Source organism: Yersinia enterocolitica subsp. enterocolitica (assembly GCF_901472495.1).
GTDB classification, from domain to species: domain Bacteria; phylum Pseudomonadota; class Gammaproteobacteria; order Enterobacterales; family Enterobacteriaceae; genus Yersinia; species Yersinia enterocolitica.
The window spans coordinates 280,774-296,170 of the sequence record NZ_LR590469.1 but is presented as its reverse complement, the minus strand read 5'-3'; the positions used below and the strand labels follow the sequence as shown (position 1 = coordinate 296,170).

Below are 15,397 nucleotides of genomic sequence, written 5' to 3'. Positions count from 1 at the left end.
TTCAGATTTTGCTCCCCACTTTAGTTGAGAGCAAAATGATTATCCAGTGATTGTTCTTAATCTTCGATGATTGTTTTTATATTCAATATCGTTATTCATCTCCAGTGGTTCTTTTTATCATGATGAAACAGTTGCATCTGGCTCGATGGCAGCTTCCCGCGCCCGGGCTGGCGTTTTAATCACCAAAGCGCCGGCAATAATCAGCGCCACTATTGCAACATATAACGCTGGCTCCAACCGGTGAGTTAATGCGGTCGAAATTGCGGATAATATCGGGCCAACCAACTGCCCAATGGCATAACCAGTAGTCAATAGACCGGCCATGTAACGGGTGTGTTCTGGTGCCAACTCACGGCCATGTTGCAAAGAAAGCTGGACGACACTCAGGAACCCGCCGCCGGTGAGTAAAGCACCTAATACCAGCCCGCTTACTCCCGGCACCACCTCGGCACACAATACCCCCAAGGCCTGCACCCATAGGGTTAATGCCAGTCGAGTTTGTGATGTCAAACAATGGCGCGTCAGAATACCAAGGGTAATACCTATCACCGCAGCGCCGCCGAAAACAGGCCAGACAAACTGGGCAAACAAGCTTTCAGGGAAGCGAGCGGTTGCCATCTGCGATAAAAATGTGGCGGGTAAAATATAGCCAAATCCCGCGAGGCTATAGCTCCACACTAATCGTTTCAGTGCTGGCGTTAAAGTCAATGGTAGCGCTGCAACATGGGGGCGGTGCAACTCGCCACTACGCGGTAAATTGATACTAATAGCAGCAATAATAACCAACGCCAATACACCGTACACCAGCCAGGCCTCACTTGCCGATAAGCCATAACTATGGATAAGCACAGCCAACATACCGCTGATGAATATGCCAGCCCCCGGCCCGGCAAAAACCGCGGCGCTCAATGCAGGGCGGCCAAAATGAGCTAATCGTTCATTAGTCCAGGCCGCAACCAGCACCATCGACCAGCCGCTAGCCCAACCAATAGCAAAACGCACCACACCATGCCACCACGGCCCGTCGACAACAGCAGATAGCAGAGTTAACGCCACCGTCCCCCAAACCCCTAACCACAAACGGCGTTCGACATGGCGGCTGGCCCGCATGGCATCAAAAGCACCAAACAGATATCCCAGATAATTAAACGCCGCAACCAGCCCTGCTCCGGTCAGGCTGAATTGATGCTCTGCAATCATCAGCGGCACTTGGGGGGTGAAAGCAAAGCGACCAATTCCCATCGCCACCACTAATGCCAGAAAACCACTTAATGCAATTCTTAATGCCATCTGTCCAATCCATCTATTGCTGCCAGCTCATTACGCGGACAGTGGGTTAAAAGAAAGTTGCGAATATCATGCCAGAGCATTAGAATCACAAAAAATGAATAATACACACTAAGTTCATCACAAAAAGAGAACATCTATGGATCTGACCCAGCTGCGCATGTTTTGTTGCGTAGCGGAAACCGGCTCCGTTGCCCGAGCAGCGGAGCAGATGCACCGCGTCCCATCAAATTTAACGACACGCCTGCGCCAACTTGAAATCGAGTTGGGGGCAGACCTGTTTATTCGTGAAAAGCAGCGCCTACGCCTGTCACCCATGGGTCATAATTTTCTTTGCTATGCCAACCGTATTTTGGCGCTGAGCGAAGAGGCCATGAGCATTACTCATGCGGGTGAACCTGCTGGTAATTTCCCACTCGGTTCAATGGAAAGCACTGCTGCCACTCGCCTGCCTAACCTGCTCGCGGCTTATCACCAGCGCTATCCCAAAGTCTCTTTGTCACTGACTACAGGAACATCCGGCGAAATTATTGAACAAGTCCGAGCCGGAACACTAGCGACGGCATTGGTCGATGGCCCGGTACAGCATGATGAACTGCACGGCTGCCGCTCTTTTGAGGAGCGGTTAGTTATCATTTCCTGTCTGGATCACCTAGCGATTAATCAAGCTCGTGATGCCGTGGATGAAACTCTGTTTGCCTTTCGCCCCAGTTGTTCTTACCGGCTACGACTGGAAAGCTGGTTCCGGCAGGCAGGCTGTTTACCTGGGCATATCATGGAAATCCAGTCTTACCACGCCATGCTAGCTTGTGTGGCAAGTGGCGCGGGGTTGGCGCTGATCCCGCATTCGGTATTGGCTCTACTTCCCGGTCACGAGCGGGTAAAAGTGCATCACCTGCCACCCGATATTGCCGAGACGGCAACCTGGCTCATTTGGCGCAAAGATGCCTTTAGCCCCAACGTTCGCGCCCTCAAAGAGTTGATCATTGAACAAATTGAAACTCAGTAACTGAGCGGGCAGAGTCACGATTTCCGACCATAATTCATACAAGTATCATCTGCTGTTACCGCGAACAACCATTCGCAACATATATGATACATAAAGAATATATTTATATAACACTCATTACGCAGAAGCTATAGGAGCAACACCATGGAGATGATTAAAACCCGCGCAGCAGTCGCATGGGGGCCAAACCAGCCATTATCCGTTGAAGAAGTTGATTTGATGCCACCACAAAAAGGTGAAGTACTGGTACGGATCGTCGCCAGTGGGGTTTGCCACACCGACGCCTACACCTTATCAGGCAAAGATCCTGAAGGGGTATTCCCGGCAATTCTGGGCCACGAAGGTGGTGGGATTGTTGAAGCGATTGGCGAAGGCGTGACCAGTGTCGCGGTGGGTGATCACGTGATCCCACTGTACACACCTGAATGCGGTGAATGTAAATTCTGTCGCTCCGGCAAAACTAACCTGTGTCAGGCAATTCGCAGCACTCAAGGTAAAGGCTTGATGCCCGATGGCACCACGCGCTTCTCGAAGAATGGCCAGCCTATTTTCCATTACATGGGCACTTCAACTTTTTCTGAATTGACCGTCGTACCAGAAATATCACTGGCAAAAATCAATAAAGAAGCACCATTAGAAGAAGTTTGTTTGTTAGGTTGTGGTGTGACCACTGGTATGGGGGCAGTTATCAATACTGCCAAAGTGAAACCGGGCGACACAGTGGCTATCTTCGGCTTGGGTGGTATTGGTTTGTCTGCGGTTATTGGCGCACAAATGGCCGGTGCCAGCCGGATTATCGGGATCGATCTCAATACCAGCAAATTCGAGCTGGCCCGCAAACTGGGTGCAACTGACCTGATTAACCCGAAAGATTATGATAAACCTATTCAGGATGTGATTGTCGAGCTGACTGATGGCGGCGTCGATTTCTCATTTGAATGTATTGGTAACGTCAATGTCATGCGTTCAGCTTTAGAGTGCTGCCATAAAGGTTGGGGCGAATCAGTTATTATTGGTGTCGCTGGTGCAGGTGAAGAAATTTCAACTCGCCCATTCCAACTAGTGACAGGCCGAGTCTGGCGTGGTTCTGCTTTTGGCGGAGTCAAAGGTCGCTCAGAATTACCGGGTATTGTGCAGCAATATCTGGATGGAAAATTTGCCCTAAATGATTTCATCACTCATACCATGGGTTTGGATCAAATCAATGAAGCCTTTGATTTGATGCATGAAGGCAAATCTATCCGTACCGTGATTCATTTTGATCAGTCACCAAAAAAACATACTTTACAAAATAAATAGCGCAGGGAGGCAGACAACGCATGAACACGTCACTTGAACTTCTCGAAGAGCACCGGATGTTTGGTGGATGGCAGCAACGCTATCGCCACGCCGCCAGCAGCCTGAATTGCAATATGACCTTCAGCATCTATCTGCCACCACCACGGGATGATAACCCGCCGCCGGTACTTTACTGGCTATCGGGGCTCACCTGTAATGATGAAAACTTCACGTTGAAAGCAGGCGCACAGCGGATCGCGGCTGAGCTCGGGTTGGTACTGGTGATGCCAGATACCAGCCCACGTGGCGATGACGTACCCAATGATGACGGCTATGATTTAGGCCAAGGGGCTGGGTTCTACCTGAATGCGACACAAGCGCCCTGGTCTGAGCATTTTCATATGTACGACTATGTCAGCCAAGAGTTACCTGCGTTGATCCGCCAGCATTTCAGTGTGAGTGATCGTCAATCTATCAGTGGTCACTCAATGGGCGGCCACGGTGCGCTGATGTTGGCATTGCGTAATCCTCAGCAATATCAATCCGTGTCTGCTTTCGCACCGATAGTTAACCCGTGTCAGGTTCCGTGGGGCCGCAAGGCTTTTAGTGCTTATCTGGGTGCTGATGAAAGTCAATGGTTGCAATATGATAGCTGCCATTTACTCACGCATGCACCAACCCAGTTGCCAATATTGGTCGATCAGGGAGATGGAGATCAATTCCTTGCCGATCAATTACAACCGGCGAAATTAGCAGAATTGGCTCGTCAACGTGATTGGCCTCTGACCTTGCGTATTCAGCCGGGCTATGATCATAGCTATTTCACCATAGCGACATTTATTGAAGATCATCTGCGTTTCCATGCGGGATACTTACATCGCTAACGGATATAACTCAGCCGATCAGTAATAATAGAAACCTCAAGCTCCTTCGGGAGCTTGAGGTTAATGACAAAGTGCCCGTAGCGGTGAAAACAGGCAGATCGTAAAGACGCCGTACTTCTTTTGTTAAAACAAGCATCCCTGGAGGCTCGAGCCGCGTATATGGACGCTCCCAATAAACCAAGTGTTTTTTCTTGAAAATAGCGCTCAGGTATTGCAGCCATATATCCGGTTTCTTTATGGGCGCGATTGCGCCCGAACCATGATGAAATCCGCCAAGTGAGTTCCTATCATCCTTACGGGCCAAATGCCCCGGCGGCTCACGGAGTTTCTCACTTGCGGTCTTACCTGTTTTGCCATCTCAATAATTACACTTGCAATTACCTGAAACGTATTCACTTTTTTTCTTGAGCCTTGTCCGTGTTTGAGATTATCTCAAACCGCGGATAAGGTTCGATATTCCGTATGATGAACCAGCATCGACCACAAAATACGTGCCGTTTTATTGGCCTGTGCCACAACGGCTACGTTATAGGCCTTTTTACTCAACAGCCTGTAAAGCCACGGCATATTGTCTTTGTGTCTCTCAATAACGGCTGCAACTGCCCGCGCACCATGGACCAGAAGATAACGGAAATAGCGGTCACCTCTTTTGCTGATTCGGCCCAATCTCTGCTTACCACCACTGGAGAACTCTCTCGGCACCAATCCCAACCAGGCAGCAAACTGTTTCGCTGAATGAAATTGTTGCCCATTCCCCACTGACGCCACAAGGTAGGTCGCCGTCATCAATCCCACACCAGGGACTTTCAAGACCCGCTGGCAGGCGGGTTGTGTTTTTGCCCAACTGCTAAGTTCTTGTTCGATCAACGTGATTTGATCTTCCACACCCTGAAGGTGTTCAAGTTGACGTGCGACACTACAACGGACAAAAGGTGATAACTCGTTATCATATTCTTCCAGTATTTCAGGGACTTTCTTATACAGCTGACTTAATGTGCGAGGCATGATAATGCCAAATTCAGCCAAAATGGCCCGCATACTATTAGCACAAGCAGTGCGTTCGCGGATAAGGATATTTCGCTCGGTATGCAGCACCAGAATAGCTTGTTGCTCTGCCGTTTTAATCTGAACAAAACGCATATTAGGCCGTGCAACAGCTTCACAAATGGCTTCTGCATCAGCGGCATCTGTCTTATTCGTTTTGACATAAGGTTTCACATACTGAGGGGGAATGAGTTTAACCTCATGCCCATACTGCCGTAAAACACGCGCAAAATGATGACTGGAAGCACAGGCCTCCATGCCAATCAAGCAAGGTTCAAGTTGCATGAGAAAAGGAAGGAATTTATCGCGGGTGAGTTTCTTCTTAAGAACAGTTTGACCGTTGCAGCCGACACCATGAAGCTGGAAAACATTTTTTGCCAAGTCGATACCAAGAGTAGATACTTTCATGTGGACGCTCCTTCTTCTGAGTTTTAACACTCACATTTAGGCACTCTGATGCCGTAAAAGTTGGAGCGTCCATTTCATTATCCTTGGCGCGGACGCTTTACTCTTCTACCTGTCCTCACCTTGCAAGATTGGGTTGTCGAGGTTTGTCAGCAGTCTGAAGCTCCTTCGGGAGCTTTTTATTTTATTGCAAATATATAGTTTACTCTCGTTACGCTAATAACTAATAATCCTTTAGTTTAATAACATAATTAATAAATTATTATAAAAAGCATGATGAAAAAAACATTGATAAAATCGAAGAAAAGAATTACAAATAAATGGCTCAATACTCACCGAGGCTGAGCAGCACAAAAAAGGAATAAACTTAAAAGGAGATTCATATGTTTACTTCGAACCAATCAAATGAAAGAATAAATAACACTCATTTAATGGCATTAAAGACTAAGTTAGAGTCGTTAGAACAATCATTTAAAGATAATTTATTTTCTATAAATGATCATGAAATAGAAAATCTAACACGCAGCAACTCCAACAACAAAATAACTGCATGGAATTGGTCAAAAAGTTTTACACAACAATAAATCAAACAATTATGCTTTTAATTAAAACAAATTAAGATGCTATTAATAGCATCTTAATTATAATAATTATTATCGTTTGATGAATTTTAGAAAAAAGCAACACCATCACTCTATATTTTATTAAAATCAGTGAGATATTTCCCATGCTAACAAGTGAATTTTTCAATGATCTGAAGCTAAGCCCAGTATCAAGCCTGTTAGCAATACTAATAACGGCTATAGGATTGATCTCACTATTTTTTGTATTGCTTATTTATTTAACAGACTCTCGTATTGAAAAACATAATAGTAACTATAAAGATATATATCGGATAGAAACATCATTTAATCTACCTAATGGCGATGAAGTGAAGTCAGCACAAGTCCCCTTCCCACTTATTTCCGTATTAAGAAATGATAAAAGTATCAAGAAAATTGATTACATCGTACGTATTTTCACCAACCTGCATTCCAATGATAAGACGTATTCAAATATTGATATCTATGCAATTAGCACCGATTTTTTTAACACATTAAATCCCTATCAACAAAAAAATCTCTATCTGGCGCAGAATGAAATTATCATTACCCCAGAGTTTAACCGACAATATCTTCATCTGGATAACCCTCAAGGGCATGTCATAACGTTAGGTGATAAAGGCCAATTTCTTATTAAAGATGTTGTTGAATTTAATCCATCCAGCCGTTTTAAAACGACTGCAATTATCGCATTCGCTCCTGAAATATTAGATGGCTATCACGATAAAAGACATGATTGGTATGACACCCATGCCTACGCTTTTATCACGATGAAATCTGGGATGACCCCCACCCCAGAGCAACTAAATTCTCACGTTATTCAGCACGCACCACAGCTTCCAGGAGCCCCTTTTAGTCCAGAAGAATTCATTCAGCTTTCAGCTCATAATATTGCAGATATCCATTACGACAATGCATTGCCTGATGAAATTAGCACTGTAGTTTCAAGCTCATACTTAAATATTTTATACACATCAGGTGTATTTATTTTTTTTGCTACGACAATGAATTTCTTCAATATTAACAATGTGATAAACACAAAGAAGAGAAACAGTTTCTATATAAAAAAAGCCGTTGGCGCGTCCAATTTTCAGCTAATCACAGAAGCATTTTTTATTGCTACATTCCAAACTGCATTTGTACTGTTAGTTGCTCTTTTTATTTTGATGTCACTCGTGCAATTTTCCGATAGCGCCAGAGAACTCATCTTTACTCATGGTAGTGATGACTTCTCAACCGCGTTGTCTATTACTACAGCGCTAACTTACGCAGCTATTTTGCTCGCCCACTACCTCTTTTTGCTGACGCTTACTTTGCCTAATAATACCTATAGCAACAGCATTGCTGCACAATCATCTCAGTCACACTATATGACTCGTATTATGTTCTGCATGCAGATCATTATTGCAGGTGTCATCATATACCTGTGGGCAGGTATAATGACACAGATGCATTTTATGAAAAATTACAATTTTGGTTATGAAAAAGAAAATGTAATAACATTTATACTAAGTGATGAATTAAAATCAAAAACAGCAATAAACAATTTACAAGATGAATTAAGGAGTGCAGCTGGAGTTAATAGTATCTCGTTGAGTAACTGGCGGCCATTTGATATGTCACGACATAATATTTCCGTATTCCATAATAATCAGCAAGAAAAAGACAAACTACTCACAGTCAACATACTTAAAGTAAACAAAAACTTTATTAACACTTGGGGGATAAATATTCTGGCAGGTGACGAAAACCCATTATTACCCAGTGATAATAGCAATATTTACCATGCAATTGCCACGAAATCGTTTATGACATTAATGGGACAACAGTCCTATGAGCATATACTAAATACTATTTTTTATATTAATGAGAATAACTCGCAGCAATCAGTTAGGGTACTGAATGTGATCGATGACTTTTATCTGGCAGATAGAGAGGAGACACCGCCGCCCTTACTTATTCTCATTCAAAACACCCCCCAACGCTATGGCGCTGTCAAACTTGAAAGCATTCAAGATTTCGGGAAAGTAGAGAAAATATTAAAACGCCATCATGTTAATACCGAACACATAAAATCGGTCAACAAACTTCATAAAGAATATTTCAGCAATAATATAATTATGTATAATACGAGCAACACGGTAACATTATTTACAGTCATATTAGTATTAATAAGCACGATAATAATCAGCACCTCAGAGACCAAACGACTCGAAAAAACACTGGCAATAATGGAATCGATTGGTGGATCAATTTATACGCATATTATTTTCTTTATACAGCAGAACATTATACCTATCGTCATAGCTGTAATAATATCATTACCTGTCAGTTTTCTGTTATTGCATAATTGGCTGACACAATACAGTATAGTTAAAGGGCTAGCTTATATTTACGCGACAAGTTCATTTGTTATTTTCATTTTATGCATAATTCTCGTTATGACCATTACACTTATTTTAAATAGTCATACACTAAATAGTCAGAAGAAGAAATAAAATCATGGATATAAATATTGAGCAGAGAAAAAACAAAAACATAACTGCGAAAATAATTATATTTTTCGTATTATTGGCTGTTATTGCTTGTCTTTATTATATTTATTATTTATCTACCGCTCAGCGTTCTTTACTCATATCACGAGAGGATACAGTTTTCCATACTATTGAATCAGAAGTATATCAGGAAGTGCTGACGACCCGAGCTATCGCGGTACCGAAAGAAAGTATAATTGTATCAAGTGAACGAGGAGGAAAAGTTACAGAAGTCGCCAAACAGGCTTTCGATACTGTCGCGAAAGGCGATGTTATTATTCGTTTATCTAACTACGATTTTATGCTGGAAGCGACATCCAGAATAGTCAATATTACCGAGCAAATAAACAATCTCCGTAATATGAAAATACAGTTGGAACAAGATAACCGAGAGACAAAACTTAATTTACAAGAGGCCCAGCATCAGATAACGACTATTTCGAAAGATTTGGCAAGGCATCAAGTTCTCGATATGAAATCCATGATTGCAAAATCCGAATTGGAAAATCAAGTCGGTATGTTAAAAAACTGGAAAATTAAAAGTGAAATTTTAAAAGAACACGATAATAAAAATAAAGAGTCATTCCCCACACAATTCAAAAGCATAGATGATTCTATATTATTACTGGAGAGAATGATGGATATTATAGAAAACGGGATGGAACAATTGGTTATAACAGCACCCATTGATGGAGTTTTATCTATCCTTGATGTAGAACCAGGTCAACAAATAAAACCCGGCGAAAAAATTGCAATTATCGATAACCTTCAATCATATTATTTCAATGTGTATTTCAGTGAATATTACCTCAATAAAATTAAGCCGCAAAGCCAAATATTGGCAACAATAAATGGTCAAGAAACACCACTACTTATTGAGTCAGTATCAACTATTGTTGAAAATGGTAAATTCAAAGCAAAACTGATGCCATTACATGCCTCTACCACCCTGCTTAAAAGAGGACAATCTATTGAAATAAAAATTCCATTACAAGAAGAAAGTAACGCTGTGCTGATGGCACCCACTGATAGCATCATTTTCGATGATAATGGAAATAGTTTTATCTATATTTATCAGCCAGAAGACGATCTTGCCATTAAATCTAAAATAGAAATAAAGCGTCGGAATCCGATGAAAACAGAGATAACAGCAGGGATAAAGGTAGGGGAAATCATTATCAAGCCCCCAGCGACTAATAGTAGTGAATACGATATCATTGGGTTCAAATAACATGCTAAACATACAAAATGCTGAAAAATGCTATACCACAAAAACAATTAAAACCAGGGTTCTTAATCATCTAAATTTCAGTGTTGAGAAAGGTGATTTCGTTTCTATCATGGGGCCATCTGGCTCAGGTAAATCAACATTACTTAATATCATCGGTCTGTTTGATCACCTTGATAACGGTTCATTTACACTGGCAGGAAAAGATATTATCGGCATCAGTTATTCACAAAAAATAATATTAAGGCGGTTATTAATAGGTTATATATTTCAATCATTCAACCTCATTTCACACTTATCTATTTTTGATAACGTTGCTTTACCACTTAAATACCGTGGTATTGGAAAAAAGGAACGTACCGAACAAGTTAACCAAGTTTTAAACCTGTTCGATATTGATAACCGGAAACATCATAAACCAATGCAACTCTCAGGAGGTCAACAACAACGAGTCGCCATCGCCAGAGCGATGGTATCTAACCCCGCATTGCTCTTGGCTGATGAGCCTACTGGTAATTTAGACAGTAAAAATGCCCGTTCTGTATTACAGCAATTAAAATATATAAACCAAAAAGGTACAACTATTATTATGGTTACACATTCAGATGAAGCCTCTGCATATGGCAACAGAATAATAAATATGAGAGATGGAAAACTAACATGAATAAATAGGAATATACTATGGATAATATGATTCCGGTAAAATACATTGATTATATTAAGATAAGCGAAATAGATCTCAAAGAACTGGAAAAACTCGAGACATGTGAATACAGAATACTATCGTCTTTTCTTATTGGTAAAATACCAGCAAAAAAATTACTCGATAGTGATGAGCTAGATATATTCAACGAAGAGATAAAAAAAAGTATTTCAGTGAAAACGATTAAAGCCCAAAAACTGGTTGTTGTGTTAAAGGCAACCCGTTTATGTAATCTTCGTTGTACCTACTGCCACTCATGGGCAGAAGGCCCCAATCAGACGGTATCATTTCATACCCTCGTCCGTACAGTACGGCAGATCCTTGCCATTCCTAATGTAAATAGATTTGAGTTTGTCTGGCATGGCGGTGAAATCACACTGCTAAAGCCAGCATTTTTTAAAAAACTTATTTGGTTGCAGCAACAATTTAAGCGGCCAGAGCAATATATAACTAACACCATGCAATCAAATGTCGTCAATATCTCAGATGAGTGGTTAATATTTATTAAAGGTATTGGCATGAATGTCGGAATTAGTCTTGATGGTGTACCAGCGGTAAATGATAAACGACGGGTAGATTATCGGGGAAGAAAGACATCTGATCGCATAGCCAAAGGAATAAAAAAACTTCGCGAGTATAATATTCCATATGGTGCTCTTATTGTTGTTGACCGAGAAGTTTATCAAACTGACATGAAAGAAATGTTGGACTATTTTATTTCAATAGAATTAACCCACATTGAGTTTCTTAATATAGTTCCTGATAATAGACTCGTTAAAGGGCAGTATGTTGGCGAAGGATTTATCAGTTATGCTGAGTTTATCCAGTTTCTATCAACGTTGTTTACTATTTGGGTAAACGGTTATCAGGGAAAGATACATATTGCTGTTTTTGATGATTTTATTCGTGTATTGAAAGATGCTAAAAATAAACCTTCCGCATGTTATTGGTCTGGCAATTGCTCGCAAGAAATTATCACCTTAGAACCCAATGGCGACATCTCTCCCTGTGACAAATATGTGGGTGATAAAGGTAGCATCTATGGATCTTTATTAGATACTGACTTGGCTGATCTTTTAGCTCATTCATCACATAATCAACAAGCCATCAATGAGGAAAAAACCGCGACTAAAAAAATGCAACATTGCGAGTGGTTTTCTATTTGTCATGGCGGCTGCCCCCATGACCGGGTTATTAACCGTCGACATACCGAAGGATATAATGATACATGTTGCGGAACGGGAAAATTACTGGCGACTATTCAGCGAAATTTAGCCAGTACTTACTGAAGCGACATTATAATAGCTTGAATTGTAACATGATAACTCAGTATTCTGCCTTTCTATAAACAGACAGAATGCTGATAATTTGGGGTTTATTAGGAAGGAGTTTTAGACTAAAAAGCAGATCCGGGTTGTAACAGAAAAGCCTGCTCCTCGGCACTGGATACTCGCCCAAGAATATGATTGCGGTGTGGGTAGCGGCCAAAGCGATCAATAATTGCTTTATGGCGCAATTCATAATCGAGCTGAGTCTCATTACCTAGTTCGGTATATAGCTTCAATGCTTGCTGATGGATTAATGCGGATTCAGAATGCATAAAAGGTAAATAGAGGAACCCCCGCTGCGTATCTGATAACAGCCCAGCCTTGCCACTGCTGACCGCCTCCTGTGCCAACACCAAGGCCATACCATCACAGGAAAATGAAGTCGGTAAATCGCGGAATAGATTTCGGCTGAATTGATCTAATATCAGAATTTCTGCCAAGCGCCCCTCAATATTCAGCCGCCAGTGAGCCAATTCCCCCTTGGACGCCGCCTGCCAAATGGCACCAAAATGCTGACGTAAATGGGTGTCAAAATCCTCATCTTTTTTGAACCACAATGCGGGGTCCATCTCACTAAACCAGAATTTCAGAATTTTTTGATAATCCATATTACCCCCAATTTCACCCGACAAAGAAAATGCCAATAAAAAAGAATGATACAACTCAAGACAATATCAGACTGTGACCTCTTTGCCCCCCATCAATTCACCCGCATAGCAATCTCTGCCATAATGGCGATCTCAATTGATTATTGCCGCGCACCCGTTATAGCTTCTGGCGACGGTGCCGCCATCAGACCACGGAGTCCCGCATGGATCACTGTAATACCTCGGATTTACTCTCTCTGGAACAAGCTCTGACCAAAATGCTGTCACAGGTCACGCCATTACCGGCCACCGAAACCATTGCACTCACTGATGCTGCGGGGCGTATCACTGCCAGCGCAATCACATCTCCGATTGCCGTCCCCCCTTTCGCTAACTCCGCTATGGACGGTTATGCTGTGCGCTGTAATGAGCTTAGCAGCACAATGCCGTTACCGGTGGCAGGTAAAGCTTTTGCTGGTGCACCGTTTAAAGAAGAATGGCCAGCAAATAGTTGTATTCGAATTATGACGGGCGCTCCTATCCCCGAAGGAGCCGATGCCGTCATTATGCAAGAACAAGCTGTGGTAAGTGAACAAGGTGTCTCCTTCAGTGGCAATGCGCGGATTGGGCAGAACATTCGACTGGCAGGCGAAGATATCCAGCAAGGGGCGGCTGTTTTCCCCGCTGGCGTCAAACTCGGTGCGGCGCAACTTCCCCTCTTGGCATCATTAGGAATTGCCGAACTAACTGTTTTCCGCACATTGAAAGTGGCTATTTTCTCTACCGGCGATGAGTTGCAGGCCGTTGGGCAACCCTTGGGAGAAGGGCAAATTTACGATACCAACCGTTTTGCGGTCCGTTTGATGTTGCAACAGTTAGGTTGCCAAATTATTGATCTGGGTGTTATCCGTGATGACCAACAGGCATTGCGCAAAGCATTTGAGCAAGCTGATGCCGTCGCTGATTTGGTTATTAGTAGTGGTGGTGTTTCTGTCGGTGAAGCCGATTACACCAAACAGATGCTGGAGGAACTGGGTGATATTGGTTTCTGGAAGTTAGCCATAAAACCCGGCAAACCTTTTGCTTTCGGTAAATTGGATCATGCCTGGTTCTGCGGCCTACCGGGTAACCCCGTCTCTGCGGCGCTGACATTTTATCAGTTGGTACAACCCCTTATTGCGAAACTTTCCGGCCACTCGACATGGCATCCACCATTACGTCTGAAAGCAAAAACGATCACAAAGCTGAAAAAAACGCCGGGTCGTTTGGATTTCCAGCGTGGGATTTTCTCAACGAATTCTCGTGGCGAACTGGAAGTAAGTACAACTGGCCATCAAGGTTCACATGTCTTCAGCTCATTCAGCCAAGGTAACTGTTTTATCGTGCTTGAGCGGGAACGTGGTTCGGTAGAAGTCGGTGAAGTTGTTGAAATAGAGTTGTTTAATGAACTATTACGCTAGTTGATTATTGGCCCAATAAATTACTGAGAGCCTGATATGTTGCCTGAACTTTCCGATGCGCAAGCCCTGCGTTATAACCGGCAGATTGTCTTACGTGGTTTTGATTTTGACGGTCAGGAAAAACTGAATGCCGCTAAGGTATTAATTGTTGGATTAGGTGGCCTCGGGTGTGCCGCTGCACAGTATCTTACAGTGGCAGGTGTAGGTCATCTCACACTGCTGGATTTTGACAAGGTGTCTCTTTCCAATCTACAAAGGCAGGTTCTGCACCGCGATAACCGTATCGGTATGTCTAAGGTGGCTTCTGCGGCACTAACTTTGTCTGAGATGAATCCCAGCCTGATAATCAAAACCATTGATGCTCAGTTAGATGATGAACAACTTGCCATTGCCATAGCTGAACATCAATTGGTGTTAGATTGTACCGATAATGTCGCCAGCCGTGAGCAACTTAACCGCCTATGCCATGCACAGCGTAAACCACTGGTTTCAGGTGCGGCAATTCGCATGGAGGGGCAAGTCAGCGTCTTTACCTATCAAGAGGATCAGCCGTGCTATCGCTGTCTGAGCCGGTTATTTGGCGATAACGCCCTAACCTGCGTTGAAGCCGGAGTCATGGCCCCATTAGTGGGTATTATTGGCAATCTACAAGCGATGGAAGCGATAAAACTACTGACTCAGTATGGGCAGGTAATATCAGGCCGCATAGTAATGTATGACGCCATGACGGCTGAGTTTCGGAGTTTAAAACTGGCAAAAGACGCTAACTGCGTGGTTTGCGGTAAGGATGAATTGGCTAAGGTAGCTGACCAACCTGTTTTGTAGCACCGAGTCTGTCGAAGCGGCCACCTCAAGATATGCGTCAGTGACTTATACCACAACAACTCACTGGCACTTTTCCTCATGGATCAATTTTGATATCGCTCTGCGGGGGTCAATTGCCTCCCGTACTTTTTTTGGATTCCTATATTTTAAGGGTTATCTATGACTGTTTTTATTAAAAAATAAGGCAATGAACACTACCATCCCCCTTATTTATCATTAATCA

13 protein-coding genes are annotated in these 15,397 nt (G+C 42.8%); 10 read left to right on the top strand and 3 right to left on the bottom strand.

Annotation, left to right across the window (positions count from 1 at the left end):
- Window positions 1–117: 117 nt before the first annotated feature.
- Entirely contained in the window at window positions 118–1,290 is a 1,173-nt protein-coding gene (locus FGL26_RS01450) for a YbfB/YjiJ family MFS transporter (RefSeq protein WP_005168254.1), read from the bottom strand.
- A 136-nt stretch (window positions 1,291–1,426) separates the two neighbouring features.
- On the opposite strand from FGL26_RS01450, the gene ptrR reads away from it, so the two are divergent.
- The 3 genes from ptrR to fghA all read left to right on the top strand — a co-directional run bounded on the left by ptrR (window position 1,427) and on the right by fghA (window position 4,458).
- Window positions 1,427–2,296 carry a putrescine utilization regulator PtrR gene (gene ptrR, locus FGL26_RS01445; protein WP_005168253.1) on the top strand — a complete coding sequence of 290 codons (870 nt, stop codon included), beginning with the start codon at window positions 1,427–1,429 and terminating at the stop codon, window positions 2,294–2,296.
- A gap of 144 nt (window positions 2,297–2,440) precedes the next feature.
- A complete protein-coding gene (locus FGL26_RS01440; RefSeq protein ID WP_005168250.1) occupies window positions 2,441–3,595 on the top strand; it encodes an S-(hydroxymethyl)glutathione dehydrogenase/class III alcohol dehydrogenase in 1,155 nt (384 codons plus the stop codon).
- A gap of 20 nt (window positions 3,596–3,615) precedes the next feature.
- A complete protein-coding gene (fghA, locus tag FGL26_RS01435) occupies window positions 3,616–4,458 on the top strand; it encodes an S-formylglutathione hydrolase (protein ID WP_005168249.1) in 843 nt (280 codons plus the stop codon).
- 432 nt (window positions 4,459–4,890) lie between these two features.
- Here the strand turns inward: fghA and FGL26_RS01425 are convergent, their stop codons facing one another.
- Window positions 4,891–5,910, bottom strand: coding sequence for an IS110-like element ISYen1 family transposase (locus FGL26_RS01425; protein WP_011816033.1), 1,020 nt, complete (start codon window positions 5,908–5,910; stop codon window positions 4,891–4,893).
- A gap of 380 nt (window positions 5,911–6,290) precedes the next feature.
- On the opposite strand from FGL26_RS01425, the gene darA reads away from it, so the two are divergent.
- From darA to darE, 5 genes are all read left to right on the top strand, one after another.
- Window positions 6,291–6,491 (top strand): darobactin family peptide antibiotic, encoded by a 201-nt coding sequence (darA, locus tag FGL26_RS01420; protein ID WP_005168240.1) that lies wholly within the window; start codon window positions 6,291–6,293, stop codon window positions 6,489–6,491.
- A gap of 143 nt (window positions 6,492–6,634) precedes the next feature.
- Window positions 6,635–9,007 (top strand): darobactin export ABC transporter permease subunit, encoded by a 2,373-nt coding sequence (gene darB, locus FGL26_RS01415; protein WP_005168238.1) that lies wholly within the window; start codon window positions 6,635–6,637, stop codon window positions 9,005–9,007.
- Between the two features lie 4 nt (window positions 9,008–9,011).
- Window positions 9,012–10,274: a darobactin export ABC transporter periplasmic adaptor subunit gene (darC, locus tag FGL26_RS01410; RefSeq protein ID WP_005168232.1), complete on the top strand. Its 1,263-nt coding sequence runs from the start codon at window positions 9,012–9,014 to the stop codon at window positions 10,272–10,274.
- 1 nt (window position 10,275) lies between these two features.
- Window positions 10,276–10,935, top strand: a complete 660-nt coding sequence (gene darD, locus FGL26_RS01405) for a darobactin export ABC transporter ATP-binding protein (RefSeq protein ID WP_005168230.1) — start codon at window positions 10,276–10,278, stop codon at window positions 10,933–10,935.
- Window positions 10,936–10,952: 17 nt separating this feature from the next.
- The gene (gene darE, locus FGL26_RS01400) at window positions 10,953–12,263 is read left to right on the top strand and encodes a darobactin maturation radical SAM/SPASM protein DarE (protein WP_005168229.1); all 1,311 of its coding nucleotides are present in this window, start codon (window positions 10,953–10,955) and stop codon (window positions 12,261–12,263) included.
- A 107-nt stretch (window positions 12,264–12,370) separates the two neighbouring features.
- Here darE and FGL26_RS01395 read toward each other — a convergent pair whose 3' ends face one another.
- A complete protein-coding gene (locus FGL26_RS01395; RefSeq protein WP_005168228.1) occupies window positions 12,371–12,910 on the bottom strand; it encodes a DUF924 family protein in 540 nt (179 codons plus the stop codon).
- 203 nt (window positions 12,911–13,113) lie between these two features.
- Between FGL26_RS01395 and moeA the strand changes: the two genes are divergently transcribed.
- Window positions 13,114–14,349: a molybdopterin molybdotransferase MoeA gene (moeA, locus tag FGL26_RS01390; protein WP_005168227.1), complete on the top strand. Its 1,236-nt coding sequence runs from the start codon at window positions 13,114–13,116 to the stop codon at window positions 14,347–14,349.
- A 36-nt stretch (window positions 14,350–14,385) separates the two neighbouring features.
- On the top strand, window positions 14,386–15,174 hold the full coding sequence (gene moeB / locus FGL26_RS01385) for a molybdopterin-synthase adenylyltransferase MoeB (RefSeq protein WP_005168226.1): 789 nt from the start codon (window positions 14,386–14,388) through the stop codon (window positions 15,172–15,174).
- Window positions 15,175–15,397: the final 223 nt, after the last annotated feature.

Bases quoted from the DNA above. Each gene is read 5' to 3' on its own strand.
- FGL26_RS01450 (WP_005168254.1), bottom strand. From the start codon at position 1,290: ATGGCATTAAGAATTGCATTAAGTGGTTTTCTGGCATTAGTGGTGGCG.
- ptrR (WP_005168253.1), top strand. From the start codon at position 1,427: ATGGATCTGACCCAGCTGCGCATGTTTTGTTGCGTAGCGGAAACCGGC.
- FGL26_RS01440 (WP_005168250.1), top strand. From the start codon at position 2,441: ATGGAGATGATTAAAACCCGCGCAGCAGTCGCATGGGGGCCAAACCAG.
- fghA (WP_005168249.1), top strand. From the start codon at position 3,616: ATGAACACGTCACTTGAACTTCTCGAAGAGCACCGGATGTTTGGTGGA.
- FGL26_RS01425 (WP_011816033.1), bottom strand. From the start codon at position 5,910: ATGAAAGTATCTACTCTTGGTATCGACTTGGCAAAAAATGTTTTCCAG.
- darA (WP_005168240.1), top strand. From the start codon at position 6,291: ATGTTTACTTCGAACCAATCAAATGAAAGAATAAATAACACTCATTTA.
- darB (WP_005168238.1), top strand. From the start codon at position 6,635: ATGCTAACAAGTGAATTTTTCAATGATCTGAAGCTAAGCCCAGTATCA.
- darC (WP_005168232.1), top strand. From the start codon at position 9,012: ATGGATATAAATATTGAGCAGAGAAAAAACAAAAACATAACTGCGAAA.
- darD (WP_005168230.1), top strand. From the start codon at position 10,276: ATGCTAAACATACAAAATGCTGAAAAATGCTATACCACAAAAACAATT.
- darE (WP_005168229.1), top strand. From the start codon at position 10,953: ATGGATAATATGATTCCGGTAAAATACATTGATTATATTAAGATAAGC.
- FGL26_RS01395 (WP_005168228.1), bottom strand. From the start codon at position 12,910: ATGGATTATCAAAAAATTCTGAAATTCTGGTTTAGTGAGATGGACCCC.
- moeA (WP_005168227.1), top strand. From the start codon at position 13,114: ATGGATCACTGTAATACCTCGGATTTACTCTCTCTGGAACAAGCTCTG.
- moeB (WP_005168226.1), top strand. From the start codon at position 14,386: ATGTTGCCTGAACTTTCCGATGCGCAAGCCCTGCGTTATAACCGGCAG.